Origin of the sequence: Ruegeria sp. HKCCA4633, assembly GCF_013034605.1 — a bacterium.
Lineage (GTDB): Bacteria > Pseudomonadota > Alphaproteobacteria > Rhodobacterales > Rhodobacteraceae > Ruegeria.
Genome location: NZ_WQGJ01000001.1, coordinates 379,722 through 406,537, shown reverse-complemented (window position 1 = coordinate 406,537; position 26,816 = coordinate 379,722). Strand labels below are relative to the sequence as shown.

Sequence of the window (26,816 nt, the reverse complement as noted above, 5' to 3'; positions counted from 1 at the left end):
CTCAAAATGGGTCGAGAAAATCCTTAACGGGAAAAAGATATGGACGATTTGGATAATAGACTGCTCAATGCGTTGCAACGTGATGCGCGTGCCAGTCTGTCCGAGCTTTCGGAAACCCTGGGTGTAACGCGCACCACGGTGCGCAGTCGGTTGCAGCGCCTGAAACAATCCGGAGAAATCGTCGGTTTCACTGTCCTGACTCGCAGGGATCTGGCGCAAAGCCCGGTACGCGGTTTGATGATGCTTGAGATTGAAGGGCGCGGGACAGAACGCGTCATGGCGCGGATAGCAGCCTTGCGGCAGGTGACAGCAATACATTCGACCAATGGCAGCTGGGATCTGATCGCAGAAATCAGTACCGAAACCTTGGCCGAGCTGGATGAGGTCCTGTTTCAAATCCGCCGCTTTGACGGTATCACGCGATCCGAGACGAATTTGCTGCTGTCCACGCGCAAGGGGCGGCTCTAGCACTTTGAGATGAAAACAATTTGTGTCAGAGTTTTAGGGCAGATGATGTCTGAATATTCAGCAGACTGTCTGGCGCGGCAAACAGGCAGGGACGTGCAGGATGACCACTTCGCAGAAAACTGACGAACCTCTGGCTGTGCATTGGGCGGAACGTATGACGGCGATGCTGGAAAAGCCTTGGCTGCGCATCGCAATACCCGTTGTGATCACCGCAATCGCCCTGACTGTTTTGCACGATCTGTCGGCGCATGTGAAATGGTCGGATGTGCAGACCGATATCGCTGGAACGTCATGGAAGCTGATGCTATTCGCGCTTTGCTGGACGGCGTTCAGCTTTCTTTCTCTGTCGCTCTATGATGTTTTTGCGGTGCAAAGCGTGGCAGAGGGCAAAGTGCCCTTGCCTGTGGCTGGAATGGCAGGGGCAAGTGGTTACGCCGTATCAAATTGCCTTGGCTTTTCCTACATCACCGGTACTGCGATCCGGTACCGGATTTATGCGTCGCTGGGGCTGGATCTGGGACGTGTGGCCGGAGTAATCGCGACCTCTTGGGTGGCGTTCTGGATGGGGCTGGTGTTGATACTGGGCCTGCTGTTGACCCTGCATCCTGACGGCATATCCAAGGTGGTGCCGGTCAGCCCGACGGTGGAAACAGCCATCGGGCTGTCGCTGCTGGGGGCATTGGTCGTCCTGTTTATTTGGCTGTCGCGCGGGGGCAGGCGGTTGTCCTTCGCAGGCGTTGGTTTCGATTTGCCGGGTGGAAAGCTTGCCAGCCTTCTGACGCTGGCCGCGATCGGCGATCTGTTTGGCGCGTCCATGGTGCTCTATGTTCTGATGCCGGACGATCTGGGGGTTGGCTATCCGTACTTCTTCACAATCTATATCGCGGCCATTGCTGTGGGCATCCTCAGCCACGCTCCGGGCGGGATTGGCGTGTTCGAGGCTACGCTGATCGCGGGGCTGGGTGCATCGGGGCGGTCGGATGTTATTGCCGCGCTGCTGCTCTATCGTGTGGTTTACACGTTTGTCCCGTTTGTTGTTGCGAGCCTGTCAATTGCGGTAGCGTCGGCGCTGACGCAACGCCAAAGGATAAGTGGGGCCGCGACCTGGGTATACCGGGCCATCCGCCCCATGGTGCCCATTGTTGCCGCCGGAGTCGCAGCGGTGGCCGGGGTGATCCTGCTGGTGTCAGGGGCGTTGCCTGCCGGTTCACAGAACCTTGGTGTTTTGAAAGACGTTTTGCCGCTGTCCTTTGTCGAAGCCTCGCATCTGGTAGGAAGCGCCATCGGAGTTCTGCTTTTGCTGGTGTCACGCGGATTGTTCCGCAAGCTCTACCGCGCTTGGATAGTTGCGATGTTGCTGATGGTGGCAGGATTCTTTGCCTCGCTTGCCAAGGGCTTGGACATGCACGAAGCGGTGTCGATGTTGGGAACGATAGGCGTTTTGGCCTTGTTCCGTGGCGCGTTTTACCGGGTCAGTGGGGCATCAATTTTCCGCCTGAACATCCCATGGCTGATCAGTGTCGTGGTGCTGCTTGCCGTGATCTTCTGGATCGGGCTGTTCGCGTATTCCCATGTGGAATACCAAAACGCTTTGTGGTGGGAGTTTGCATGGAATGGCGACGCCTCTCGCTTTTTACGCTCGAGCCTCGTTGTTGCCGTGATCGTTGGCGTGGTCGCTGTGAACTCATTGTTTGGGCGTGAGATCCCGACACCGCAACGCACCGAAATTCCCGAGGTCGTCGAGCGTCTGGTGATGGAGAGTGATGATACTGAATCCCAGATCTCGTTGACCGGTGACAAGCAATTCCTGATCTCACCGGATGAAACGGCCTTCATCGCTTACGCCGATACCGGCAACGCGGTCATCTCAAAAGGCGAACCGGTGGGGGATGAGGCCGCTGGCCGCCAATTGATCTGGCAGCTTCGGGAAATGGCGGACCGTGAAGGAAAGCTGTGCGCGTTCTATAGTGTCTCGACCAAATACCTGCCGACCTTTTTGGATTTGGGCCTGTCGATCCTGAAAATTGGTGAGGTCGCGCGGGTGCCGCTGCAAGATTTCTCGCTGGACGGAAAGTCGCGCAAACGGTTCCGGCAGGCCAAGAACAGGGCCGAGCGGGAAGGCTATGTGTTCGAGATTATCCCAAAGGAAAACCTGGTACCTGTCTTGCCAGAATTGCGCGAGATTTCAGATCATTGGCTCGAGCAAAAGGCCGGCGCCGAAAAAGGATTTGCGCTTGGGGGCTTTGACGATCAGTACCTGTCTTATTTCGACCACGCGGTATTGCGCGATGGAAACACAGGCAAGATCAAGGCGTTCGCCAACCTATTCCAAGGCGGCAACAAATCCGAACTGTCGCTGGACCTGATGCGGTATGAGCCGGACAGCCCCAGCTTTGTGATGGATGCGCTGTTTGCCGAGATGATGGTTTGGGGTGCAGAGCAGGGTTTTCACTGGTTCTCGCTGGGGGCTGCGCCGTTTTCAGGCATAGAAAACCGGCAACATGCCTCGCTCTGGAACCGGATCGGAGGGTTCGTTTATGAGCACGGCGAACAGTTTTATCATTTCGAAGGCTTGCGCAGCTTCAAGCAGAAGTTCGACCCGGAATGGAGCCCGAATTATCTGGCCAGCCCCGGCGGGTTGGCCGCGCCGCGTATCCTTTATGAGGTCAATATCCTGATCTCAGGCGGGCTGCGCGGTCTGACAAAGTAGGTTCAGTTCAGGCTGGCACCGGTTGGGGTTTTCTGCAGCAGATCCCCCCAGTCGGTACGATAGGCCATTTCGGCCAAGACGGTCTCGGGCAGAAACTCCTGATTTTGACGGATCTGCCAACCGCCGCCTAAACCTTTGTAAACCGCGACCAGATTGCTGGACACTTGCTGACGCGCTTCGATTAGATTGGCTTGTGAGCGTAGCAGCGCGGTTTGCGTGTTCAGAATGCGCGAATAGCTGGCAATGCCGTCCGTGTACTGGCTGACTGCAATCTCAGCCGCCTTGCGCGAAGCGTCGACGCTTTGCTGATAGAACCCAACCTGTTTGCGTGCCTGCGCATAAGCGACCATTGCGCTTTCAACCTCGGAATACGCAGTCAGCACGGTGTTCTGGTAATTGGCGATCAGCGCCTGATAGGCGGCATCCTGCGCGCGGACATTGTTCTTGATGCGGCCATAGTTCAGCACGTTCCAGACCACACCGGCGCTGGCCAGACCGGTGGTGCTGTTGCCACTGAACAGGTCGCGCCCGCCCGAAGCCTGTAGGCCAATCGAGCCGGACAGCACGAATTGCGGATACAGATCCGCCATCGCGATGCCCACCTGCGCCGATTGCGTTGCTGCGGCCAGCTCCGCGGCCCGCACATCCGGGCGGCGGCGCAGCAGTTCGGCGGGTACACCCACAGCCACATTTGTCCGCGCGGACGGGATGCGGCCCGAGTTCCCCAACAGGCTGGTCATCCGGGACGGCGTGACACCCAGCAGCACGGCCAGGGCATTCTTGGTTTGTTGCAGGTCACTTTCCAGCTCGGGCACCAAAGCTTTGGTGTTGTTGAGAAGGGCGGTAGACTCCTGCACGTCCAACTCGGTGGTGACACCGTTGTTGAAACGCAATTGGGTCAGATCTGCAGATTCCTGCTGCAACTTGATGTTTTCGCGGGCGACCGCAAGCGACTCCTGTAACGCACGAATATTGACGTACAAGGCCGCCACATCCCCGGTCAGTGTCACCAAAGCGTCGTCGTAATTGGCCACCTGAAGTGCCAGGTTGGACCGCGCGGCCTGCACCCCGCGCCGCTGCGCGCCCCAGACGTCCAGCTCCCATTGGGCATCGAAACCGACTTGCGAAGTCGAAAATTCCGTATCCAGCGGAATGATGCGGTTGATATCAGCGATGGGTCCAAGATTGTCGCTGATTTGTCGGCGCTGCAACGACCCGCCAATGGCCTGGGATTGCGGGTAAAGCTCACCAAATGCGATGCCCAACTGTGCACGGGCCTGCAACACACGTGCACCCGCAACCTGAAGGGTCAGGTTTTGCGCATAAGCTTCCGCAATCAGCTTGTTGAGGGTGGGGTCATTGAACGTCTCCCACCATTTCACCACGGGCGCGCTGCGCGATGTCAGGCCGCTTTGGCCGGTGCTGGGGGTGTTCACCTCGATCCATTGCTTCACGACCGGAGAGTTCGGGCGCACGAAATCCGGCCCCACTGGCGCACAAGCCACCAGACTAGCAGCGCAAAGGGCAGTTCCCAGCAACCGGCGGAGTGTCATGGCGCGCATCCTCAGATATCCAGCGGGCGGATGAAGTTGGCGAAGGAATAGAGGCGGATATTGATGCGCCTCAGGAACTCAAAGCTTTTGCCCATACCGGTATAGATCGCTACGGCCGCATGGCCACCAGCAGGGAAAGTGTGGCCTTCAGGCAAGTCGACCGTGATCTGTACGGCAATCCGACCGGGCAGTTTGGGCAGTTCAAAACCGGGCAGGCGGCCCGACGGGATGAGTTGCCCTTGCCGGGTGGCCCACCAGATCGCCTCGACCTTGCCTGTCAGGATTTCACCGGGATAGAGGTCCAGCGCTACTTCAACTTCTTGTCCTGGTTCGACAAATTTCAGGTTCTGTTGACGGAAGGTGGCAAGGATATAGGGGTTGCCTTCGGTCACGAAGCTCGCGATTGCGCCCAATCGGACGTCGCCGACAACCAGACCGGGACGTGCCTGCTGTGACACGATCATCCCGTTTTCAGGCGCATAGATGGTGGTGTTTTCCAGAAAGTACTCGGCCTCGGCCAATTGGGCCTGAGCCTGAAGAATACCCGTGTTCACGCCGTCAATCTGCGATTCCACAGCCAGTTGTGCCTTTTCCAGATTGGCCTGCGCTTGTTTGACGGCAGCCAGATCTTCGGTCACCTGCTCGTTCCAACGGTCCAGATCGTCTTGCCGCGCTCCGCCAGCGGGCACCAGGTTCTCATAGCGGGCTTGTTGGGTCTGCGCATAGGCTAGTTGCGCGTTTGCGCGTTCCACAGCTTCGGTCGACGCGATCACATCCTGTTCCAGGATTTTGGCATTCTGCTCGGCCGCGACCAGTTGGGCCTTTGCATTGTCCACCGCCAGAGAAAACACCGTGTCATCAAAGCGATAAAGCGGATCGCCTTTTGTGACTTGAGTGTTCGGCTCGACCAGTACCTCGGTCAATATTGTTGGCTGCGTCAGTTTGGGCACGATCTGTATGGTCGAACGCACCACGTGGCTGTCTGCCGAGAAGGGCTGAAAAAACCGAAGCGCCACCAGAAAGATCAGCAGCAGATGCGCGCCCACCCAGAACGAGACGATGCCCCAGGCAATATTGAATTTCAGAAGTTCCAGCTTGAAGAAGATGAGCCAGACAAAAATGATGTAAAAAAGCGTGATGCCGAGGGCAACGAACATAGGTATTTCTTTCCTTCGGCCTTAGCTTTTCTGCGTGTTGTCTGTCTCCAGACGATCCTTATACTCAGGTCTGACCTTGCCGCCCAGACGTTTGATTTCGTCGCGAATGGCGTCTTTCTCTTCATCCGGGCCCCGGCGAATGTCCACTGTAACGCCATCATGGAACGCCCACATAAAGGCGTGAACCCATGGAACCACGGCCAAAAACCCCATCCATCCCATGATCTTGACGGCTTCGGCATGCGGGTGATTGCGCTTGATAGCGATCCGCCCCGGAAGCCCCATGAGAAACAGAAACACACCCATCACCGCTGCAAGAAGCAGGATCAGCGCAACAAATGTCAGATAGTCGTAATAGCCTAACGGCTGCCCCAATAGTCCCATGCTCGTGCCTCCTCTTCGGGCGAAGGTTGTCTTATCCTCCGTCGTCCGCGTCCAGTTCGTCAATCAATTTGTAGCTTGTAGGCGGGTCAGCGCAGATGCCGGGGCCGCATTCCAGAAGGGTTGACCCGGCATTCAGCACAGCCAGCGCCAGCATGACGAAAAAGGCAGTTTTGGCCAGTTTGTTGCCTCCAAATTTCGGCTCTGCAGACGCGTCGTGGTCGTACTGACGCTCAAACAACAGCATGACTGCCGTGCCCAGCAAGACGAGGAAGAAGGCGATTGCTGCCCATGTGTAATAGTGAAGCCCCAGAACCGGTGATCCGTAATGGCCTGTTCCGGGTACGATATGCAGCAGGATCTGACGGATCGAAACCGAGACCCCATACAGCGCAGCGATCAGAACAATCGCATAATGGTGGGGTCTTGCGCCGTATAGCAGGTTCAGGCCAAGCCCAACCCCCACGGCCACAAAACCGACCCGCTGCAACAGGCAAAGCGGGCAGGGCAGTTCATAGAGCGCAAATTGGTAAACATATGCCAGAACCAGAACGAGGCTGACAGCAAGCATTCCGATCGCATTGAGGGTTCGGGACAGTTCAGGTGTCATAACGGTCCCTTTACAGTTGAATGGTCAATTGGCTGGTGGCGTGGAATTTCAACCAATAGATGCTGAGCGCCAACGTGGCGAAAAACAGCAAACCCCCGGTCTTCGTCAGGTTGAAATAGTTGAGCCCCATTGTGACGGTAAACAGCAGAAACAATAACGCAATCATGGCCCGGTCCTTCCTTCCCGTGCACATTGTAATTACAGTGAATAGTGTCAGGTCGATCGGCATCTGACAAGCTGCGCAATTCACCCAAACGTTGAAGCGTGAAAGCTACTGCGCGCAGAGAACGACCTCTGTTTGCCATTCCCGACAGTGTTGCGGCAGATCACCCGGCAGATGAACGTCTGTGTAAATCCTGTCGATTTCGGACATCGATGTGATCCGCGCAGGGGCTGAACGTTGAAACTTTGAATGATCTGCCACCAGAAAGGTACGCCGGGCTTGTGCGATGATCGTTTGGCTGACCTGAACCTCTTGGAAGTCGAAATCCAACAGATCTCCGTCTCGATCCAGTGCCGAGCATCCGATGACGGCCAGGTCAAACTTGAACTGCTGTATCGTCGAAACAGTCAGATTGCCGATCAGCCCGCCATCCGAACGTCGCAAGACGCCGCCCGCCACGACGATCTCGCAGTCGGGGTTTTCAATCAGGATGTTGGCGACGTTCATGTTATTGGTCACGACCATCAGATTCTTATGGCTCAGCAATTGCCGTGCTACGGCCTCGGTTGAGGTGCCGATATTCATGAAGATTGAGGCACCATCCGGAATATCAGAGGCGCAGGTCTGCGCGATGCGGGTTTTGGCATCCGCATTCAGCGCGCGCCGGTCGTCATAACCGATATTGGACACGCCCGAGCGTAGAACCGCGCCGCCATGAACCCGGTCAAGTTTCCCGGCATCCGCAAGTTCCGTCAGGTCGCGCCGGATCGTCTGTACGGTGACGCCAAACCGCTCGGCCAACCCTTCGACCGTGACGCGCCCTTCAATGCTGGCGATGTCCAGAATGTCGGATTGGCGGAACGAAAGAGACATGGGGCAGATCCAAAGCAATGCGCTCTTTCGTTTTTGTTCTTTTCTAGGGAATTGGCAAGAAGGGCTGTGAAAATTTCATATCAGCGTTGCAAAAAGAAAATAAACGAACATAAATATTGACCATACGAATGGTATTCTGGCTAATACGCCTGATCAGGCCTTGCGAGGAATCAAGGGATATGCAGCCGACGGATAATCAGATCACAGACCTTTTCATCATTGGTGGCGGCATTAATGGCTGTGGCATCGCACGGGACGCTGCTGGGCGGGGCCTGTCCGTTATGCTTGCGGAAATGAACGATTTGGCGTCTGCTACGTCTTCTGCTTCGACTAAGCTGTTTCATGGCGGGCTGCGATATCTGGAGTTTTTTGAAATCCGGCTTGTTCGCGAGGCACTGATCGAACGTGAAACCCTGCTGCGGGCCATGCCTCATATCAGCTGGCCGATGCGCTTTGTATTGCCTTACCACGCGGATATGCGGTTCGATTCCGAGACACCGACATCGCGATTGCTTAGCACAGTTATGCCGTGGATGCGCGGGCGGCGTCCGGCTTGGCTGATCCGGTTGGGGTTGTTCCTCTACGATAATCTGGGCGGGCGCAAAATTCTGCCCGGAACCACGTCGCTGAACTTGCGCACGGCCGCAGAAGGAACCCCTCTACAGGATAGATTCGAAACGGCTTATGAGTATTCCGATTGTTGGATCGAGGATTCCCGCCTGGTGGTTCTGAATGCACGCGACGCTGAGGCGCGTGGTGCGCAGATCATGGTGCGGACCGAGGTGATTTCGGCCGAGCGGGTGGACGATCTGTGGAGGGTAACTGTTCGGGATCGTGACAGCGATCAGACCCGTGTAATTCAGGCCAAAATGCTGATCAACGCCGGTGGCCCGTGGGTCGGCGACATCATACAGACGAAGATCCGCGTGAACTCGCGCGAGGGCGTCAGGCTGGTACGTGGCAGCCATATCGTGACGCCCAGGCTGTACGATCACGACAAGTGCTATTTCTTTCAGGGTGAAGATGGCCGTATTATTTTTGCCATTCCCTATGAACAGGACTTCACCCTGATTGGCACAACCGATCAGGATCATCCGGATCCGTCCACCGCGCCGGTATGTACCGAGGCCGAGCAGGAGTATCTATGCGCCTTCGCTTCGAAATACTTCCAACGCGCCGTGACCCGCGACGATATTGTCTGGACCTATTCCGGCGTGCGCCCGCTGTATGACGATGGGGCCAGCAGCGCGACAGCAGCGACGCGCGACTACACGCTGAAAGTTGACGCTCAGGGTGGGGCACCGGTCCTGAACGTATTTGGCGGTAAGATCACCACCTATCGCAGGCTCGCAGAAAGCGCGTTGGAAAAGGTGGCTGAGTTCTTTCCAGACCTGCCCAAACCCTGGACTGCCGGAGTTGCCTTGCCCGGCGGCGACTTTCCGGTGGATGCCGTAGATGCCCTGAAAAGCAAACTTCTGGCGGAGTATCCTTTTCTGAACGCAGCATGGGCAGCTCGGTTGATCCGCGCCTATGGGACCGAGGCGTCCGCAGTTATTGCTGGCGCTAAACTAGCGTCTGACCTGGGTGAAGATTTTGGCGCAACCCTGACCGCGCAAGAGGTTACTTGGTTGATGGACAAGGAATATGCGCGCACCGCCGAAGACGTCGTCTGGCGACGCAACAAGCTGGGGCTTCGGCTAAACGACGAACAGATCGCGCGGATCGATGGTTGGATGGCCGAGCGCCGCGCCGCGTAACAGGGGCGCATGCCCCTTGGCGATCGACCGCTGTTATGCTAGCCATCGGGCACGGTCGGCAGACACCGAGGCGCCGCTGCTCTGTTTCAGAGCGCTAAACCTGCCTTTAGGACAGGATTGACATCGCAACACTCAGGGCGTTGCTTCGTCAGGTCAGCGGCCAACGAATGCGCAGAACGCCCGATATGGATGTGTGATGAGCAAGACACCAGTACCTTTGCATGTGGATGATCTAACCCCGTTTGTTCGTACCCTGGCCATCCAGTTGGGAGGGGCCAGCCCTTCGCACTTAAAACTGATGAACATGGTGGCACGCGCAGCCGGTTATCAGAATGTGCAACATATGCGAGCCGACAGCGCCGCCAGTCGCCGATTACAGGCGCGCTCGGACCCACCACCACCCAATGCGCGAGCAGTGGAACGCGCACTGCGTTTGTTCGATTCAAACGGCAGGTTGCAGCTTTGGCCTTCGAAACGTTCGGTGCAAAACCTTGCACTCTGGGCTGTTTGGGCCGCTTTACCCTCAGGTGCATCCTTGCATGAGGCCGAGGTTAACGCGTGCCTCAACGCTGAACATTCCTTTGACGATCCGGCCACCTTGCGGCGCACGATGATTTCTTGCGGGCTGCTTACACGGCGCAGGGATGGATCAGAATATCGCAGAATCGAGCAGGAACCTCCAGCCGATGCGAAACAGGTGATCCACGAGGTTACCAGCCGTCGTCGCGCAAGATCACCCTAAGAAAAAACCCCGCCGTTGAGGCGGGGTTTTTGAGGATCAGGTGGCAGTCTCGGTCGGGCCGGGATCGTTTTTGCTGCCCTTCAGCCATTCCCTCATGCTTTGCATGAGGGCATACAGCACCGGAACCACGATCACACCAATCAGCGTCGCCGCCAACATGCCGCCGAACACCGCCACGCCAATCGCTTTCTGGCTTGCAGCACCGGCTCCGTTCGCCGCCAAGAGGGGCACAACACCCAAGAGGAAGGACAGGGCGGTCATCATCACGGCGCGGAACCGCTGATGCGCAGCCTCGGTTGCAGCCTCTTTGATTGACAGGCCATTGGCGCGTTGCTCCATTGCAAACTCAACGATCAGAATACCGTTTTTTGAGGCCAGCCCAACAAGCATAATCATACCGATCTGCGTATAAAGGTTGATGTCACTGCCGACGATAGCGACAGCCGCAACCGCCCCAAATAGGGCCACGACCACAGATAACAGGATCGAAACCGGCAATGTCCAACTTTCGTACTGCCCCACCAGGAACAGGTATCCGAACAGGATTGCGAGGCCCAGGATAATGATCACCAGACTGCCTGAGGCCAGCTGTTGCTGCGCCGTACCGGTCCATTCGAACGTGTAACCAGGGGGCAGGGCGGTGGCCGATTCCTCAGTCATCACTGTGATAGCGTCACCACTGGAAAGGCCTGGTGCGGGCACTGCCGTCACTGTGGCCGAGCGAAACAGGTTATGTCGCTTCAACAGAACCGGCCCCAACACGTTTTCAACGTCAATCAGTGTGCCCAACGGAACCATATCGCCCTTTTGCGAGCGGACATAAAGGTTCGCAATATCATCGACATTGTCCCTATAGGTCCCATCTGCCTGTATCATGACGCGATAGACGCGTCCGAACAGGTTGAAGTCGTTGACATAATACGATCCAAGCTGTGCCTGCATCGTCTGGAATACCTCGGCGACGGACACATCCAGCGTTTTGGCTTTTTCACGATCCAGATCCACGAATAGCTGTGGAACGTTGGCCCTGAAGGTGGTGTAAGCCTGCCCAATCTCGGGCCGCTGGTTCGCAGCATAGACAAAGGACCCCACGGCTGAGGCCAGATCCTGAGGCGAGCCGCCGCCAGTTTGCTGTACCTCCATCTCGACACCAGCCGACATGCCCAAGCCCTGAATAGGCGGTGGGTTGAAGGCCACGATCGAGGCCGCGGATTCGGCATTGGAGATGGCAAGGACCTTGGCCAGGATCGCATCGGCGCTTAGGTCTTCCTCTTGCCGTTCGCTCCAGTTGTCGAGGTTCACGAAGATCGCAGCGCCATTGGTGATCGTGCCGTTCAGCAGCGAAAAGCCATTGACCAGAACCGTGCTGGCCACACCTGGGATTTCGCGCAATTGATCGTCAAGGCGTGCAGTCACGGCCTCGGTCCGTTCTAGCGTGGCGGCGTCGGGCAGTTGGACATCAACAAAGAGATAGCCGTTATCCTCAAGCGGAATGAACCCGGCTGAGGTGTTCGACATGATCGTCCCTGTACCCATGCCAAGTCCAACCACGATGGCCAGCGCAATGGCAGGAAAAACCAGCAGTTTGCGCACAATGGCGACATAGCCGTTGCGCATTGTGCCGATAAAACCTTCGAAGACAGCCAGCAGCCCCTTGGGCGGGCCCGAGCGCGCACGCAAAACCAGCCCACAGAGTGCAGGGGACAAAGTCAGGGCGTTGATGGACGAAATCACAACCGCGGTCGAAATAGTGACAGCAAACTGTGAATACAATCGTCCCGAAATGCCAGGCATGAAAGTTACCGGTACAAACACGGCCAGCAACACCAGTGTGGTTGCAATGACTGGACCGGTGATTTGGCCCATCGCTTTACGCGTTGCCTCGGCAGGGGGCAGACCTTCGTCTGCGATGATGCGCTCTACGTTCTCGACCACGACAATGGCGTCATCCACCACGATTCCAATGGCCAGAACCAGCGCAAACAGAGAGATCGTGTTCAACGACATGCCGAAGGCCAAAAGGAATGCAAAGGTCCCGATCAAAGACACCGGGATTGCGACGGCCGGGATAATCGTGGCGCGCCAACTGCCCAGGAACACAAACACAACCGAAATCACCAGAATAAAGGTCAGGATCAAGGTCGAGACCACGTCACTCAGCGATGCCTCGACAAAATCGGTGGTGTTGAAGGGCACTTCATATTCCACGTCCGTCGGGAAGGAGCGGGACAGGCGTTCCAGTTCTGCTTCCACGCGCTCGGACACGGCCAGCGCATTCGCGCCGGGTGCCTGATAGATACCGATCACAGTAGCTGGAACGGCCTGGAAATAGCCCGAGGCCGAATAGAACTGCGCGCCAAGTTCAGTTCGGGCGATGTCTTTCACGCGCACGATCGCGCCATCTTCACCTGTGCGGATTACGATATCGCTGAACTCTTCGGCGGATGTGAGGCGACCCTTGGACTTGATCGTGTATTGAAACGTCTGCCCTTCGGGCACCGGAGGGGCGCCGATCGAACCCGCCGATACTTCTATGTTCTGTTCGCGGATCGCATTGATCACGTCGCCCGGCGTGATGGACAGAGCGGCCATCTTGTCCGGGTCCATCCAGATCCGCATGGCGTATTCCAGGTTGGTCAGAACGTCCGCCTTACCAACGCCCTGCACACGCGCCAGCGCGTCTCGCAGATTGATCGAGGCGTAGTTGGACAGGAACACGCTGTCATAGGTGCCATCGGGCGACGTCAACGTGACCAGCATTAGCATGTTGGTCGATGATTTCTGTGTGACCACACCCGACGATGTCACTTCGGCTGGCAGCGAAGACATTGCCTGCGCCACCCGGTTTTGCACGTTGACCGATGCGATGTCGGGGTCGGTGCCGACCTCGAAGGTGACATCCAGCGAATAGGATCCGTTATCAGACGATCTGGACGTCATATAGATCATGTCGTCCACACCGTTGACCTGTGCCTCAATGGGCGCGGCGACAGTGTTTTCCACGGTTTCCGCATTTGCACCGGTGTAAGTGGTAGAGACGTTGACCACGGGCGGAGTGATATCCGGGAACTGCGCCACCGGAAGAACCAAATAGCCAATGCCGCCCATGATGGTCAGCACAAGCGAGATGACAAGCGCCAGCTTGGGCCGGCTAATGAACAGGGCTGAGAACATCAGTTATTCTCCTGGCTGTTCAGAGGCAACGACCGCGTCAACAGCCACGCCGGGGCGAACGCGTTGAAGGCCCTCAACAATCACACTTTCACCTTCGCGCAGGCCTTCTTTTACAATGATGGCCGTGCCAACAGCGTCGCCGGTGGTGATGTAGCGTTGCTCAACCATCTGCTTGTCGTTGACCACCAGAACGAACTCGCCGCGCTGATCACGCTGCAAGGCGGCCTGAGGCACCAGAACTTGCAAGGTTGGCTCCAGCGCTTCGATTTGTACGGTCACGAAGGCGCCGTCCAGGATCAGACGGGCGGCATTGTCGAATTGCGCCCGGACCCTGATTGCGCCTGTCAAAGGGTCGATGCGGTTATCGACAAAGACAATTTTTCCGGTTTCATCCAACTCGCTTCCATTTGGCAGGATCACGTGAACATTGGGGCTTTGCGGGCTTTCCGCCAAAGAGGCCGAGTTTTCGCCATAAGATTCCAAAACCGTCGTGAATACTTTTTCATTGAGGGAAAAATTCACGTAAATTGGTGTTTCGCTAACGATATTGACCAATGGAGGGTTGGTTGGACCGACCACGTCACCAACGCTGGTCGTGATGCTGCCGATACGCCCATCAAATGGCGCATGGATCTGCGTATAACTCAGGTCAAGCTCGGCTTGTTGGATCGCGGCATTCGCTGCCTTGACCTCTGCTTCTGCAACCAACTCGTTGGCGCGCGCGATGTCGCGTTCCGACTCTGGTGTGGCATCGCGTTTGTAAAGTTCTTCCTTGCGCGCAAGATCGACTTTGGCGAGTTCCAGATTGGCCTCGGCCCGGTTCAAATCGGCCTTGCGAGCTTCAAGCGTCGCTTCATACAGGTCGGGTTCGATGGTGAAGAGCAGGTCTCCCTCTTTGACTGTAGCGCCATCTTCGACTTCCCTGCTGTTGAGAAACCCGTTCACTCGGGCCACGATGTCGACCTTGTTGATTGCCTGAGCACGCCCGATGAACGAGGCTTCATCCGTGATTTCTTGGGTATAGGCTGCCGCAATTGAGACTTTGGGGGGTGCGCCTTCCTCTTGTGCGACAACCGGATACGCCAATCCGAGAGACAACAGCAGGGACGCTGTGGCCAGAGGCCTGCTGATCCGGTTGGATGAGAAACGTGTTGGGAACATGGCGAAAGCCTCGTGCGTGACAGAAACAAATGATGCCGGGCCCGCCGTATTGGAGGCCCGAGTCGGAAGAACTTCGCATCAGGATGACTTTTTTGACATGGTTTCTCAAGCGTGATGACGCCTGAACCTGTTGGCACTGGTGCGAAAAATTACTTCGCTTTGACCATGTTAGGTGTTCACTTTGATCATGCCCAAAAGCAAAACAGGGGCCACGCGGGCCCCCGAATACTGTCAGCATGCAACAAGATTAGTTGCGTGTGCCAGCGAATTTTTCCTGCCAGTCTTCACGCTGCTCATCCAAGACTTTGGCGAACAGTACATCAGGCACAGTAAACGCGTGACCCGCAGGCAGCGCGTCCAATGCGGCGGCCAAGTCATCGGGCCATCCCGTGTCCAGCGTGTTCATCGCGCTGAGCATTCGGGCCGAGGTATCGGGAATGAACGGCGCGCTGAGAACAGCATAAAGGCGGATCAGGTTCAGCCCCAGACGCACCTGAGCCGCAGCTTGTTCCGGATCTTCCTTGAAGGTTGACCATGGGGCAGCGGCCTGAAGATATTCATTGCCCGCAACCCAGATCGCCCGCAATTCCTGAGCGGATTTGCGAACCTCCATTGTTTCCATGTGGTCCTCATAAGCGCGGACGCGGCGGGTCAATTCGTCGATCAGAGCGTTTTCGCGTTCGCCAAAACTGCCGCCTTCCGGCACGGCTTCACCGAATTTCGAGCGGCAGAATTTGGTGATGCGGCTGACAAAGTTGCCGAGTACATCCGCCAGGTCCTTGTTCACCGATTGCTGGAAGTTTTCCCACGTAAACTCACTGTCGCTGCTTTCAGGCGCATGGCTCAGCAGCCACCAGCGCCAATAGTCGGCGGGCAGGATCTCAAGCGCCTGATCCATGAACACGCCGCGCCCCTGGCTGGTCGAGAACTGGCCACCATCATAGTTCAGGTAGTTGAAAGACTTGATGTAATCGACCAGCTTCCAGCGCTCGGATGATCCGGTGTCTTCATTGTGCGAGTTCGTGCCCAGGATGGTGGCCGGGAAAGACAAGGTGTGGAAGGGGACATTGTCCTTGCCCATGAACTGCACATAACGCACGTCTTCTGCGCCTTTGTCGGTGCGCCACCAGCGCTCCCAATCGGCATCGGTTCTACCGCTGGCATCCGCCCATTCCTTGGCACAGGCGATGTATTCGATGGGGGCGTCGAACCAGACATAGAAGACCTTGCCTTCCATGCCGGGCCAGTCCTGGTCACCCTTTTTGACCGGAACGCCCCAGTCCAGATCGCGGGTGATGCCACGATCTTGAAGACCGTCGCCATCATGCAGCCATTTCTTGGCAATTGATGTGGTCAGGACCGGCCAATCGGTCTTGCTGTCGATCCACGCATCCAGTTGATCCTTCATCGCCGACTGGCGCAGATACAGATGCTTGGTCTCGCGCACCTCAAGATCGGTCGAGTCACTTATCGCGCTGCGTGGCTCAATCAGGTCGGTCGGGTCCAACTGCTTGGTGCAGTTCTCGCACTGATCGCCGCGTGCGCGGTCGTACCCGCAATTGGGGCAGGTACCTTCGATGTAGCGGTCGGGCAGAAACCGACCATCCGCGTTGGAATAGACCTGTTTCTCGCTGACCTCACGGATCAGGCCGGCGTCGTCCAGCTTGCCCGCAAAATGCTGGGTCAGGCGCTTGTTCTGTTCACTGGACGAGCGGCCAAAGTGATCGAAGCTGAGGCCGAACCGGTTGGCGATATCGGCCTGAACCGCGTACATGTCAGCGCAGTATTCGGCCACGGGCTTACCGGCTTTGGCAGCCGCCAGTTCCGCGGGCGTGCCGTGTTCATCCGTGGCACACAGGAACATGACCTCATTCCCCCGGCCACGCTGGTAGCGTGCGTACAGGTCGGCTGGCAGTTGCGAGCCGATCAGGTTGCCGAGGTGCTTGATCCCGTTGATGTAAGGGATCGCCGAGGTGATGAGAATCCGAGCCATTTTGCGTGTCCACGTAACTGTCTGCGCGCTCGTCTACCTTATGTAACCCGCCAGCAAAAGGCCGGGTTTTGCGTGGATGTCCTGAAATGCCACGATCCAGTCAAAAAACGCTTTATCAATTGAGTAGCGATTGCAGTTAAACAGGTGTCTACACTACCCATAGGTTGAAAATAGAATCACGATCTCTTGTATTTTTATTATGACTACCCATATTGAGTGTATACAAAAGTATACAAAAACGAGGGCATATTCCTAATGTTCGACTTCCTGCTTGAGGGTGCATTCGTGCCCTTTACCATGGCGCTTGCGCTGCTGTTTGGCCTGCTGGCCCTGGAGCTGATTGCTCTGGTGCTGGGTGGAAGCCTGCTGGCAGGTGAGGGCGAGGTCGATCTGGATGCTGTGGATGTTCCGGATCTGGCTGTTGCAGACTTCGATCTCGACATAGATGCTGACATTGATCTGGGCGAATTCGAACTGGCCGAGATTGAGACGGACGTGCCTGATGCCGCCGCTGCCGGGCCGATGGCATGGTTGGGGATTGGCAAAGTGCCATTCATGATTTGGCTTGTGGTCCTGCTGGCGGGTTTTGGTCTGTCGGGCATCGGCCTGCAATTGGCGCTGCGTGATTTGTTGGGCTTTGATCTGCCAAGCTGGATGGCTGCGATCCCGGCAGCTGCATTCGGTCTGTGGTTTGCGCGCGGCTTTGGTACCGTGTTCGCCCGCCTGTTGCCGAAGACCGAGACTGAGGCGATGTCCGAAAGGATGCTGGCCCGCCGTCGCGGCGTGATCTCGCAAGGGACGGCGTCTCGCGGACGCGCGGCAGAGGTGAGGGTGATGGACCGGTTCGGAAACACCCATCACCTGCGCGCCGAGCCGCTGCAAGACAAAGACATCCTTGAGCAAGGCACTGACGTTCTGGTGCTGCGCGACAGACAGCGGGACCGGTTCGTTCTGGTCGGCTTGTCGGACTAACCAAATTATCAACTCTTAAATCGGAGGATTTTGCATGGAAGTTTCATTCCTGGCGATTACGGTCGTCACCATTCTGGCCGTCCTGCTATTCATCGGCCTTGTACTTGGCCGCCTTTATAAACGCGCGACCCGCGAAGTGAGCCTGGTGAAAACCGGGGCGGGCGGTAAAAAAGTTATCATGGACGGCGGTGTGGTCATCGTGCCGCTGTTGCACGAGGTCAGCCCCGTCAACATGAAGACCCTCCGCCTTGAAGTGCAACGCAGCGGCGAGGCTGCACTGATCACTCAGGACAGGATGCGCGTGGACGTGGGTGTCGAATTCTACGTCTCGGTCATGGCGACGGAAGAGGGCATCGCGCGCGCCGCGCAGACGCTGGGCTCACGCACGTTTGACGTCGAACAACTGCGCGAGATGATCGAAGGTAAACTGATCGACGGTTTGCGCGCCGTGGCCGCGCAGATGACTATGGACGGGCTGCACGAAAACCGCGCTGACTTTGTGCAAGAGGTGCAGAACGCAGTGTCCGAAGACCTGTTGAAGAACGGCCTGTCGCTGGAATCTGTGTCGCTGACTGCGCTTGACCAGACGCCGTTCGAAGCACTGGATGAGAATAATGCCTTTAACGCGGTGGGTATGCGCAAACTGGCCGAGGTGATTGCAGCCTCGAAAAAAGAGCGCGCGCAGATTGATGCGGATGCCGAGGTTGAAGTACGCCGGGCCGCGATGGAGGCCGAGCGTCAGAAACTGCTGATCGAGCAGGACGAGGCACAGGCGCGGATCGAGCAGACTCAGAAGGTTGAAACCCTGCGCGTGGCGCAAGAGGCCGAGATTGCGGCGCGGACCGAAGATTCGGTGCGCGAAACCGAACGTGCCCGGATCGCCCGTGAAGAAGCCATCCGCGGGGCCGAGATCGAGCGCGAGCGCAAGATCCGCGATGCTGAGATTGCGAAAGAACGTGAGATCGAAGTGGCCGAGCAGGAGCGTCAGATCATCATCGCGCAGAAATCCGAAGAGGAAAGCCGTGCGCGTGCATCTGCTGACCTCGCCCGGGCCGAGGCGACAAAGGCGACCGAAGCCGTCGTGACCGCCCGCGAAGTGGCCGAGGCCGAACGCCAGAAACAGATCGTATTGATCGAAGCGACGCGCGAAGCGGAACGTCAGGCGACCGCGATCCGTCTGGCCGCGCAGGCCGAGAAAGAGGCAGCCGCAGACCGTGCCGAAGCGCGTCGTGAAGAAGCTCAGGCCGAAGCAGATGCGTTGAACATCCGTGCCGAGGCGAAGAAAAATGACATGCTGGCCGAAGCGGAAGGTAAGCGCGCCATTGTTGAAGCCGACAACGCTCTTTCTGCTGCGCAGATCCGCATGAAGGTCGATATGGCCAGGATTGAAACCATGCCGTCGATCATCTCGGAAATGGTGAAACCGGCCGAGAAGATCGATTCGATCAAAATCCATCAGGTTGGTGGGATCGGTGCCGGTGCTTCAGGCGGTGGCGCGGCCAACAGCGACAAGCCGGTGGTCAATCAAGCGTTGGATTCGATCATGGGCATGGCTGTGCAGATGCCCGCGCTCAAGAAGCTGGGCGAGGAGCTGGGTCTGTCGATGGAAAACGGTGTCGGCGGAGTAGTGAACGGCGCGCTAGAGGCGACGCCGGAACCCGCAGAAATGGTCGATGTTGTCGAGGAAGAAACGCTGCCGACTCAATAATATGCGAACAAACAACAAAAGGGCCGGGGATTTCCCGGCCCTTTATTATTCTTCCCGAGAGCGTTTCAGAAGGCGCCCGACGGTAAAGGATGTGCGCGGAGCGTAAACATAGTTCGTCCGCTCTTCTGGCGTTGGGCGAGAGCGCATCCGCGCAAGACCAAAGATGATCAATCCCAGATGTCCGACGGCCACAAATGCAAACAAAGCGCCGGGGCCGAACTGTTCGATCAGTGTCGAGGAAATATAGGGCGATGCAATAGCGCCCAAAGCGTACCAGAACATCAATGCAGCGGACAGTTCGACCCGTTCTTCACTGGTGGCAAAGTCATTCGCGTGGGCCGAAGACAGCGAAAAGATCGGAAAGGTCGTCAGACCAAAGAACCCGGCGGCCAGCATCACCCCAACCGTCCCAGCGCCGCTGGCGGCCATCGTGATCCCGCAGCTCAGTACAGCAGCGGCCGACAGCCAGATCAGAACCCAGCGTCGGTCATACTTGTCAGCCAGCCAGCCTAACGGGTATTGCGCCAGGGCTCCGCCCAAAACAAACGAAGCAAGGAAGAAAGCAATCTGGTCAATGCCCAGACCAACCTCTTGCCCGTAGACCGGGCCAACCATTCGGAAGGACGCAGAGCTGAGCGCTGAAACGATCACACCCGCGACGGCCAGAGGGGAACAGGCCCAAGCCAGCTTGGGCCGCAAGCGCTGTGTGTTGGGTGTTGGCGGCTGGTTCGCTCGGGTCAGCGTCAGCGGCAGCAGCGAGGCACAGCACAGGATCGCCAACAGGTTATAAGACACGTAAGATGCTGGCGGCAGAACCGCGATGATCATCTGTGCGCCAAGCGAGGCGCCCAGGTCAACAAGCCGGTAGATGCCCATCGCCCGTCCGCGTGTTTCATTCGTGACCTTTGCGTTCAGCCAAGCCTCGATCACAGTGTAGCAGCCTGCTATACATGTTCCTGATGCGATCCTGAGGATGGCCCAGATATAGGGATCGTTGGTTAGGGTGTGGCCGATCAGCCCCATCGCGCCCAATGCAGTACAGACGGCGAAGGCGCGGGAATGTCCGACACTGCCCATCAGTCGTGGGGCCCACCAACACCCTACGAAAAAGCCGATAAAATGAGCCGATCCCAGCAGACCGATCTGTTCGGTCGTGAATTCCAGGGTGATGCCGGATATGGCGTCAAGCGGGCCAACCCCGCCTGTCGACAGTTGCAATAGAATGGCTGAAAGGAAAAGGGCGGCAAAGGAAATAATGGTACGCATAGTGATCTCAGATTGGCGTCATTGCCGCACAATGCGCGCACCTATTCGACTTTATCGAGTCGTTTTTGCGCTTTGTGGATCAACTTGCACGACTGATCTCGGCGTGGATGTTCAGACCGACATTGTCCCGAACAAGATCGGGATAACCCGACGCGCCAAAATCATGCCTGTTCAAGGCCCCCGTCAGACCGATAGACAGGTTTGTCAGGTCGTCAACCGTAGTGCCTGCCTTGCGATAGAGATTGGCGTTCAGCGTGATGGGGCGCGTTACACCGCGGACGGTCAAATCGCCGGTTATGCGGGCCCCGTCCGAGATACGCCCTTGCGCGCCAAGCTCAATTTTTGTTGAGACAAAACGGATCGTCGGGTGCTGTTTGGCGTCCAGTACGCTGGGGCTAAGCATGGGCATTCGGGCAAAGGGCAACCGAGTTCTGGCCTTGCTGACATCCAGCACTACGGTGACCTGGCTGTTTTGTAGTTGGCGCGTATCGACCTGGACGTTGGCGAAGCGTATCGGCATGGATCCCGACTGCATCACGCCTGAAAGGTTGAAACTGAAGCCAACCCTGGTGTCCGTTGTCGACAGAACATAGGGGCTAAGTGCGGCAAGCGACGGTCGGGCGAAGGGCAGGGATGCAAGCCCGGCAAGGACAGTACGGCGGTTTACAAACGTCATGCCATGACCTTTTCCCGTCTGGGGCGGGATCGCTTGAGAAGCATCAGAACGATCGCGATGTTCAGCCCGTTCCAGAGAATACCGTTCACGAATGCCAGTTGGTAGCTTCCGGTGAGGTCGTAAATCCAGCCCGACATCCAGCCGCCAAGGGCCATGCCAAGAATGGTCATCATCAAAACAAATCCGACCCGCGCGCCTGCCTCTTGCGGAGGCATGTACTCGCGGACAACCAAGGCATAGCTGGGCACGATGCCGCCCTGGGCCAGCCCGAACATCAGGCTGATAAAATAAAGCGAGACCATCCCGTCATAGGGCAGGAACAAGAACAGCGCGATGCATTGCAGGACTGAGCCAATCAAAAGGGTCATGACCCCACCAAGGTGATCGGCCAGAAGGCCCGAGACCAAGCGGCTTACGACACCACCCAACAACATTAGTGACAGCATCTCGGCGCCCACCGCGGGGCCATATCCCAACCCGACGCAGTAAGAGACGATATGGACCTGCGGCATGGACATAGCTACGCAACAGCCAATGCCAGCCAAGCCAAGAATATATTGCAGTGTGCGAGGTGATACACCTGCACTGCGTGCGTTGATCTGGGCAGAGGCTTCGGCCGTACTGTGTGCCTCGACCGGGACCCGGCGGCGTAGGAGTAGGGACAGTGGGATAACGACGAGCAGTGTTAGAACGGCTAATGTCACATAGACCTGTTGCCATCCATCGCGCGCCAGAATGCCCGACAGCATGGTGGGCCAGATAGCTCCGGACAGGTAATTTCCGCTGGCCACCAACGCAACGGCAATACCGCGTCGTTTCATGAACCAATGCGATATATCGGCGATCAGTGGGCCAAATCCAATTGACGTGCCTAACCCAAGCAGAAGATGCGCGGCAGACAGCAGCATGATATTTGGTGCCAGCGTTGCCAGCACATAGCTTAGGGCACTCAAGATGGCTGCGCCGATCAGGGCCATGGTTACACCCAGCCGGTCTACCAACTGACCCAACCACATATTGCCCAGGGCAAAACCGATCATCGTAAGCGTGTAGGGCATCGAAGCTTCTGCGCGACCAGCGCCGAATTCAACCTCGACTGCGGGCATGACCACTATCACCGCCCACATCCCCACATTCGCCACTGTTGCAATGGCGAGTGTGATCAGAAGGCGAAGCCAGGAATAGCGGCTGTCGTGGATCGGGTGGCTCATGCGGTGACGCTAGGGTGCGGTAGGTGTTTTGACCAGTCACATCTTGCGTGAGCTATTTGTGTTCACGTCACAGCGTCTTCTGTTTCGGTGCGCTTCAGGTGTAAACCGGCGCGGGCCGCAGTCATGGTGGCCTGCCATGTGACCGGGGGCAGGGCGCGGGCCCGGCGGCGGGTCAGGGTCCAGCGTCTTGCTTCGCCCTGATGGGCGGCAGCCATGTGCCAGCGTGTCTCGACCCCTTGCGCGCCACCGTCACCGGGTGTCAGCAGCAGGCCAAGCGGAGCCCGCCCCATCGTGCCGCCCTGTTCGGCGGCCAGATGCATCCGGCGCACCGGTGTCAGATCCGGCGCGCCCGGCAGGTCGCCGATGATCAACGGGATCGCCCCGCTGCGCAGCGCCTCTTCCATGCACCACAACAGATCTTCGGCGCGGGTGGGGTGGACAAAGATGAACCGGGCCGGATCGGCAAAGGGCATCATCCCGTCCGGGTTCAGCTGGCCGGGCTCCCACGCGGGAGAGATCCACAGTACGGGCCCCTGCGCCTGGCCAGCCAGCCACATAGCAAAGCTGCGCCGGGCGGGGCCGCATGCCTCGTGCACGCGGCCCAGTTGCAGGGTGATCTGATTATGCAGGTTTAACCCCGGAGCAGCACGCGCGGGTTTTTGATCGAGAAGATGGGCAGACATGCGGGCAGATTAGCATGTTCTTATTTTGTTCTCAATGATCGAATGCAGCCCTGAAGAGGTCAGCGTGACAGGATCATGCGCCCGTCTGCGAACTGGATGTTCGAAAACCGATGCAGGTAATCCATCCCCAGCAGGGATTTGTGCAGCTCACCCTCATTGACCCAGGCCGAAACGTTTTGATCGGTGATGGGGCCAACCGTCAGGGTTTCCAGCCGGATCGGAGCCGTGCGCACCTCGCCATTGGCAGTCAGGGCGCGCCCGAAATAATTCAGTTGATCAGGATTGATACCTGCACGTTCCGCATCCTGCGCGCTCAGAACAATCTGGCTGGCACCGGTGTCGACAAGAAAGTTGATCGGCTCACCATTCACCAAAACGGGTAGGTAATAATGGCCATCATAGGCGCGGGGCACCTCGATCGTCTCGCCTGAAACGGTCATCTGCGGGGCGGGGCCAACCGAGGACCGGATATCCTCCCACAGGCCGATGACGGCAATGACTCCGACAAAGATGAACACCCAGGCCATTACCTGCTGCAACGTCTTGTTCAGGGACTGGCGGTTTTGCGAGACGAACCAGAAAGCAACCGCCAGGCCAAGCACGACCAGATAGACCAGTTGTCCTATGTTGACGTCTTCCATTCGGGTATCCCCACTTCGGTCAGTACTACGGTATATGGGGGTTTATGCGGCAAAACCAAAGGCTTTGAGGCCATCCAGAATGAACTGTACCGAAAGCGCCGCCAGCAACATCCCCAACAGCCGGGTCAGAACGTTCAGACCGGTCTTGCCCAGAACGCGCGCCACTGCGCCGGATGTCAGATACATCACGAATACCATCGCCAGAACGACCAGCATGACGCCAATAACAACGGCAAGACCCTGAATGCCAGGCTGCTGGCCCGCAAGCAGGATCATCGTTGCAATCGAGCCGGGGCCAGCGATCAGCGGAATGCCCAGTGGGAAGACTGATGGGTCCGGGTGCTCCTCTTCTTCGGCGCTGCTTTCACGGCGTTTGGTGCGGCGCTCAAACAGCATGTCGAGCGCGGTCAGGAACAGCAGAACGCCCCCCGCAACGCGAAACGCCTCCATCGAGATGCCGACAAATCCTAGAAGAGCTTCACCGAAAGCGGCAAACAAAGCCAGAATGAAGCCTGCCGTCAGGCACGCCCGGATCGCAATGGATCGGCGCGTGTGCCAATCCATCCCCTGAGTCAACGCCACAAAGATCGGTGTTTGCGCAGGTGGGTCCAGGACAACGAAGAGCGTTGTGAACGCGGTAATTAAGAATGCACTGTCCATTTTAATTGCTGCTCCGTTGCAGTGCCTGCAGGATTTTCAGGGCGTCTTTCGACCGGTTTGAAGGCACATAGACATGATCGTGGTGATACCCAGCGACCATGTTTGCAGGAATGCCAGCCTGAGTCAGCGCGTCGGATACGGTTGCGGTCAAACCGACACCTTCCAGCGAAGAGTGAACCTGCAATGTGATGCAACGAATTGCGACGGCATCCTGCGGCGCCTGTGCGGTTGGCACGATGAGAGACAACCCCTCAGCCTCGACACAGCTCGCACGCGTGCCTTCTGGCCAGGGTTCGTTTTCTGACCAGACAACAAAGGCAAACTCACCAGGCTGTAAAACAGGATGCATACCGGCAATCATAGCGTTGGTATCCTTGATCGGTGTTGTCATGCTGTTTCTGCCTGTTCCAGCCGTTCTGCCGCAGCAACCCATAGTGCTTCGGCCTTTTGCATCGCCTCGGTCACTTCCGCGAATTTGCGGTTCCAGGTTTCCAGATCGTTGATCCTGTCGTCTTCATACAAAGCCGGGTCCGACAGTTTGGCCGAAAGCTTGTCATGCATATCCGTCAGCTTCTCGATCCGATCCTCGCATTTGCGCAAATCGGCCCGCAAGGCCAGCATAGCCTCGCGCGAGGGGCGTTTGGACTTGCTGACTTGCGGCTTTTCTTTGACCGGTTTGTCCCGCGCCAACAACAAAGATCGGTACGCTTCAAGGTCGCCGTCGAAGGGTTTGACTGTCCCGTCCGAGACCAACCAAAGCCGGTCCGCGACAAGGCTTAGAAGGTGCATGTCGTGGCTGACTAACACGACTGCACCGGAATAGGCGGTCAGTGCTTCGACCAGAGCCTCGCGGCTTTCGATATCGAGGTGGTTGGTCGGTTCATCCAGGATCAGCATATGCGGCGCATCAATCGTGGCGATCAGCAGCGAAAGGCGTGCTTTTTGGCCACCGGACAGACGACCAACCTCGGTTTCGGCCTGATCCGCGTTCAGTCCAAATCCAGCCAGCCGAGAGCGCCACTTGCCCGGCGCTTCGTCAGGACGCAGACGGCGCAGGTGGTCCAATGGCGTTTCGTCCACATAAAGCTCATCCACTTGATGCTGTGCGAAATAGCCGATGCGCAGCTTGTTGGAACGGCTCATCTTGCCCGCCATCAGGGGCAGGCGGTCAGACAAAAGCTTGGACAAGGTTGATTTGCCCTGACCGTTCTTGCCCAACAGGGCAATCCGGTCATCCTGGTCAATCCGCAGGTTCAGGCGGCGCAGAACCTCAGTCTCGCCATAGCCTGTCGCACCGCCCTCGATCTGGATGATCGGCGGCGACAGTTCTTCGGGTTCGGGGAAGGAAAACGCGCGCAGGGCGGCCTCTTGCGGGGTCGAGACAAGTTGAATGCGCTCGATCATCTTCAGGCGGGATTGGGCCTGAACGGCCTTGGACGCCTTATAGCGGAAGCGATCTACAAAGCTTTGCAAATGCGCGATGCGTGCCTTCGCCTTGGCGTTCTCGGATTCCGCCTGCGCCAGACGTTCGGCGCGTCGTTCGGCGAACTTGTCATAAGGCACCGCGTAATAAGTCAGCTTGCGGTCCTCGAGATGCAGGATCGAGCCGACAGCACGGTTCAACAACCCTCGGTCGTGGCTGATGATGATCACCGTGTGCGGATATTTGGCCAAATAGCTTTCCAGCCACAGAGCACCTTCAAGGTCCAGATAGTTGGTCGGTTCGTCCAGCAACAGCAGATCGGGCTGCGAAAACAACACCGCCGCCAAAGCGACACGCATCCGCCAGCCGCCCGAGAAATCGGAACACGGGCGCAACTGGTCTTCTTCGTCAAAACCCAACCCCTTGAGGATTGAGGCTGCGCGCGCCTCGGCGGACCAAGCGTCGATATCGGCAAGGCGGGTCTGGATCTCGGCAATGCGGGCCGGGTCATCCGCCGTCTCAGCCTCGGCCATCAGGGTGCTGCGTTCTGTATCAGCGGCAAGAACCGTGTTGATCAACGAGACGCCAGACGAGGGCACCTCTTGCGCCACACCACCAATCCGAGCGCGTTTGGGGACCAAGATATTGCCGGACTCCAGCGCCAGTTCACCCCGGATCAGGCGGAACAGAGTGGTCTTGCCGGTACCATTCCGGCCCACAAGGCCAACCTTGTGCCCGTCTGGTATGGTCGCGCTTGCGCCGTCAAATAAAGGGCGGCCTTCAACGGCATAGGTGATGTCTTCGATCCGTAGCATGGGCCGCTCTTAGCAGAGG

At 57.5% G+C, this 26,816-nt stretch carries 23 protein-coding genes; 6 read left to right on the top strand and 17 right to left on the bottom strand.

Annotated features, from left to right (window positions below; all coding sequences use genetic code 11):
* Positions 1-39: 39 nt before the first annotated feature.
* Positions 40-468, top strand: coding sequence for an Lrp/AsnC family transcriptional regulator (locus tag GOV85_RS02020; RefSeq protein WP_171174517.1), 429 nt, complete (start codon positions 40-42; stop codon positions 466-468).
* Positions 469-568: 100 nt separating this feature from the next.
* Positions 569-3,178 (top strand): bifunctional lysylphosphatidylglycerol flippase/synthetase MprF, encoded by a 2,610-nt coding sequence (gene mprF, locus GOV85_RS02015; protein WP_171174515.1) that lies wholly within the window; start codon positions 569-571, stop codon positions 3,176-3,178.
* Between the two features lie 2 nt (positions 3,179-3,180).
* On the opposite strand, the gene GOV85_RS02010 is transcribed toward mprF, so the two are convergent.
* The 6 genes from GOV85_RS02010 to GOV85_RS01985 form a co-directional block, all read right to left on the bottom strand.
* Positions 3,181-4,731, bottom strand: a complete 1,551-nt coding sequence (locus GOV85_RS02010) for an efflux transporter outer membrane subunit (RefSeq protein WP_245223146.1) — start codon at positions 4,729-4,731, stop codon at positions 3,181-3,183.
* 11 nt (positions 4,732-4,742) lie between these two features.
* A complete protein-coding gene (locus GOV85_RS02005) occupies positions 4,743-5,888 on the bottom strand; it encodes an HlyD family secretion protein (protein WP_171174511.1) in 1,146 nt (381 codons plus the stop codon).
* A gap of 21 nt (positions 5,889-5,909) precedes the next feature.
* On the bottom strand, positions 5,910-6,272 hold the full coding sequence (locus GOV85_RS02000; protein ID WP_171174509.1) for a DUF3302 domain-containing protein: 363 nt from the start codon (positions 6,270-6,272) through the stop codon (positions 5,910-5,912).
* 31 nt (positions 6,273-6,303) lie between these two features.
* Positions 6,304-6,879 carry a disulfide bond formation protein B gene (locus GOV85_RS01995; RefSeq protein ID WP_171174507.1) on the bottom strand — a complete coding sequence of 192 codons (576 nt, stop codon included), beginning with the start codon at positions 6,877-6,879 and terminating at the stop codon, positions 6,304-6,306.
* A gap of 10 nt (positions 6,880-6,889) precedes the next feature.
* Positions 6,890-7,045, bottom strand: coding sequence for a DUF5993 family protein (locus tag GOV85_RS01990; RefSeq protein WP_171174506.1), 156 nt, complete (start codon positions 7,043-7,045; stop codon positions 6,890-6,892).
* 105 nt (positions 7,046-7,150) lie between these two features.
* Positions 7,151-7,915, bottom strand: coding sequence for a DeoR/GlpR family DNA-binding transcription regulator (locus GOV85_RS01985; RefSeq protein ID WP_171174504.1), 765 nt, complete (start codon positions 7,913-7,915; stop codon positions 7,151-7,153).
* A 179-nt stretch (positions 7,916-8,094) separates the two neighbouring features.
* Between GOV85_RS01985 and glpD the strand changes: the two genes are divergently transcribed.
* Together glpD and GOV85_RS01975 are read left to right on the top strand one after the other, a co-directional pair.
* Complete coding sequence (glpD, locus tag GOV85_RS01980) at positions 8,095-9,672, top strand: glycerol-3-phosphate dehydrogenase (protein WP_171174502.1); 1,578 nt, start codon at positions 8,095-8,097, stop codon at positions 9,670-9,672.
* 196 nt (positions 9,673-9,868) lie between these two features.
* Positions 9,869-10,414, top strand: a complete 546-nt coding sequence (locus GOV85_RS01975; RefSeq protein WP_171174499.1) for a DUF2087 domain-containing protein — start codon at positions 9,869-9,871, stop codon at positions 10,412-10,414.
* Positions 10,415-10,450: 36 nt separating this feature from the next.
* Here the strand turns inward: GOV85_RS01975 and GOV85_RS01970 are convergent, their stop codons facing one another.
* From GOV85_RS01970 to metG, 3 genes are all read right to left on the bottom strand, one after another.
* Positions 10,451-13,588 (bottom strand): efflux RND transporter permease subunit, encoded by a 3,138-nt coding sequence (locus GOV85_RS01970; RefSeq protein WP_171174498.1) that lies wholly within the window; start codon positions 13,586-13,588, stop codon positions 10,451-10,453.
* Between the two features lie 3 nt (positions 13,589-13,591).
* On the bottom strand, positions 13,592-14,749 hold the full coding sequence (locus tag GOV85_RS01965; protein ID WP_171174496.1) for an efflux RND transporter periplasmic adaptor subunit: 1,158 nt from the start codon (positions 14,747-14,749) through the stop codon (positions 13,592-13,594).
* 247 nt (positions 14,750-14,996) lie between these two features.
* The gene (metG, locus tag GOV85_RS01960; protein ID WP_171174494.1) at positions 14,997-16,742 is read right to left on the bottom strand and encodes a methionine--tRNA ligase; all 1,746 of its coding nucleotides are present in this window, start codon (positions 16,740-16,742) and stop codon (positions 14,997-14,999) included.
* A 255-nt stretch (positions 16,743-16,997) separates the two neighbouring features.
* On the opposite strand from metG, the gene GOV85_RS01955 reads away from it, so the two are divergent.
* Both GOV85_RS01955 and GOV85_RS01950 read left to right on the top strand, forming a co-directional pair.
* Entirely contained in the window at positions 16,998-17,714 is a 717-nt protein-coding gene (locus GOV85_RS01955) for an OB-fold-containig protein (RefSeq protein ID WP_171174492.1), read from the top strand.
* A gap of 34 nt (positions 17,715-17,748) precedes the next feature.
* Positions 17,749-19,422: a flotillin family protein gene (locus GOV85_RS01950; protein WP_171174491.1), complete on the top strand. Its 1,674-nt coding sequence runs from the start codon at positions 17,749-17,751 to the stop codon at positions 19,420-19,422.
* A 45-nt stretch (positions 19,423-19,467) separates the two neighbouring features.
* Here the strand turns inward: GOV85_RS01950 and GOV85_RS01945 are convergent, their stop codons facing one another.
* From GOV85_RS01945 to GOV85_RS01910, 8 genes are all read right to left on the bottom strand, one after another.
* Positions 19,468-20,688 carry an MFS transporter gene (locus tag GOV85_RS01945; protein ID WP_171174489.1) on the bottom strand — a complete coding sequence of 407 codons (1,221 nt, stop codon included), beginning with the start codon at positions 20,686-20,688 and terminating at the stop codon, positions 19,468-19,470.
* 79 nt (positions 20,689-20,767) lie between these two features.
* Positions 20,768-21,364: a YceI family protein gene (locus GOV85_RS01940; RefSeq protein WP_171174487.1), complete on the bottom strand. Its 597-nt coding sequence runs from the start codon at positions 21,362-21,364 to the stop codon at positions 20,768-20,770.
* Positions 21,361-22,575 (bottom strand): CynX/NimT family MFS transporter, encoded by a 1,215-nt coding sequence (locus GOV85_RS01935; RefSeq protein WP_171174485.1) that lies wholly within the window; start codon positions 22,573-22,575, stop codon positions 21,361-21,363. The genes GOV85_RS01940 and GOV85_RS01935 overlap by 4 nt, the downstream gene beginning before the upstream one ends.
* Before the next feature lie 62 nt (positions 22,576-22,637).
* Entirely contained in the window at positions 22,638-23,258 is a 621-nt protein-coding gene (locus GOV85_RS01930) for an ImuA family protein (RefSeq protein WP_171174483.1), read from the bottom strand.
* Positions 23,259-23,317: 59 nt separating this feature from the next.
* Positions 23,318-23,899: a TIGR02281 family clan AA aspartic protease gene (locus tag GOV85_RS01925; RefSeq protein WP_171174481.1), complete on the bottom strand. Its 582-nt coding sequence runs from the start codon at positions 23,897-23,899 to the stop codon at positions 23,318-23,320.
* A gap of 42 nt (positions 23,900-23,941) precedes the next feature.
* Positions 23,942-24,559 carry a MarC family protein gene (locus GOV85_RS01920; protein ID WP_171174478.1) on the bottom strand — a complete coding sequence of 206 codons (618 nt, stop codon included), beginning with the start codon at positions 24,557-24,559 and terminating at the stop codon, positions 23,942-23,944.
* A 1-nt stretch (position 24,560) separates the two neighbouring features.
* Positions 24,561-24,950 (bottom strand): ACT domain-containing protein, encoded by a 390-nt coding sequence (locus GOV85_RS01915; protein ID WP_171174476.1) that lies wholly within the window; start codon positions 24,948-24,950, stop codon positions 24,561-24,563.
* The gene (locus GOV85_RS01910) at positions 24,947-26,797 is read right to left on the bottom strand and encodes an ABC-F family ATP-binding cassette domain-containing protein (RefSeq protein ID WP_171174474.1); all 1,851 of its coding nucleotides are present in this window, start codon (positions 26,795-26,797) and stop codon (positions 24,947-24,949) included. The genes GOV85_RS01915 and GOV85_RS01910 overlap by 4 nt, the downstream gene beginning before the upstream one ends.
* Positions 26,798-26,816 lie beyond the last annotated feature (19 nt).

Excerpts from the sequence above, each read along its gene's own strand:
- GOV85_RS02020 (WP_171174517.1), top strand. The coding sequence starts at position 40 with ATGGACGATTTGGATAATAGACTGCTCAATGCGTTGCAACGTGATGCG.
- mprF (WP_171174515.1), top strand. The coding sequence starts at position 569 with ATGACCACTTCGCAGAAAACTGACGAACCTCTGGCTGTGCATTGGGCG.
- GOV85_RS02010 (WP_245223146.1), bottom strand. The coding sequence starts at position 4,731 with ATGACACTCCGCCGGTTGCTGGGAACTGCCCTTTGCGCTGCTAGTCTG.
- GOV85_RS02005 (WP_171174511.1), bottom strand. The coding sequence starts at position 5,888 with ATGTTCGTTGCCCTCGGCATCACGCTTTTTTACATCATTTTTGTCTGG.
- GOV85_RS02000 (WP_171174509.1), bottom strand. The coding sequence starts at position 6,272 with ATGGGACTATTGGGGCAGCCGTTAGGCTATTACGACTATCTGACATTT.
- GOV85_RS01995 (WP_171174507.1), bottom strand. The coding sequence starts at position 6,879 with ATGACACCTGAACTGTCCCGAACCCTCAATGCGATCGGAATGCTTGCT.
- GOV85_RS01990 (WP_171174506.1), bottom strand. The coding sequence starts at position 7,045 with ATGATTGCGTTATTGTTTCTGCTGTTTACCGTCACAATGGGGCTCAAC.
- GOV85_RS01985 (WP_171174504.1), bottom strand. The coding sequence starts at position 7,915 with ATGTCTCTTTCGTTCCGCCAATCCGACATTCTGGACATCGCCAGCATT.
- glpD (WP_171174502.1), top strand. The coding sequence starts at position 8,095 with ATGCAGCCGACGGATAATCAGATCACAGACCTTTTCATCATTGGTGGC.
- GOV85_RS01975 (WP_171174499.1), top strand. The coding sequence starts at position 9,869 with ATGAGCAAGACACCAGTACCTTTGCATGTGGATGATCTAACCCCGTTT.
- GOV85_RS01970 (WP_171174498.1), bottom strand. The coding sequence starts at position 13,588 with ATGTTCTCAGCCCTGTTCATTAGCCGGCCCAAGCTGGCGCTTGTCATC.
- GOV85_RS01965 (WP_171174496.1), bottom strand. The coding sequence starts at position 14,749 with ATGTTCCCAACACGTTTCTCATCCAACCGGATCAGCAGGCCTCTGGCC.
- metG (WP_171174494.1), bottom strand. The coding sequence starts at position 16,742 with ATGGCTCGGATTCTCATCACCTCGGCGATCCCTTACATCAACGGGATC.
- GOV85_RS01955 (WP_171174492.1), top strand. The coding sequence starts at position 16,998 with ATGTTCGACTTCCTGCTTGAGGGTGCATTCGTGCCCTTTACCATGGCG.
- GOV85_RS01950 (WP_171174491.1), top strand. The coding sequence starts at position 17,749 with ATGGAAGTTTCATTCCTGGCGATTACGGTCGTCACCATTCTGGCCGTC.
- GOV85_RS01945 (WP_171174489.1), bottom strand. The coding sequence starts at position 20,688 with ATGCGTACCATTATTTCCTTTGCCGCCCTTTTCCTTTCAGCCATTCTA.
- GOV85_RS01940 (WP_171174487.1), bottom strand. The coding sequence starts at position 21,364 with ATGACGTTTGTAAACCGCCGTACTGTCCTTGCCGGGCTTGCATCCCTG.
- GOV85_RS01935 (WP_171174485.1), bottom strand. The coding sequence starts at position 22,575 with ATGAGCCACCCGATCCACGACAGCCGCTATTCCTGGCTTCGCCTTCTG.
- GOV85_RS01930 (WP_171174483.1), bottom strand. The coding sequence starts at position 23,258 with ATGTCTGCCCATCTTCTCGATCAAAAACCCGCGCGTGCTGCTCCGGGG.
- GOV85_RS01925 (WP_171174481.1), bottom strand. The coding sequence starts at position 23,899 with ATGGAAGACGTCAACATAGGACAACTGGTCTATCTGGTCGTGCTTGGC.
- GOV85_RS01920 (WP_171174478.1), bottom strand. The coding sequence starts at position 24,559 with ATGGACAGTGCATTCTTAATTACCGCGTTCACAACGCTCTTCGTTGTC.
- GOV85_RS01915 (WP_171174476.1), bottom strand. The coding sequence starts at position 24,950 with ATGACAACACCGATCAAGGATACCAACGCTATGATTGCCGGTATGCAT.
- GOV85_RS01910 (WP_171174474.1), bottom strand. The coding sequence starts at position 26,797 with ATGCTACGGATCGAAGACATCACCTATGCCGTTGAAGGCCGCCCTTTA.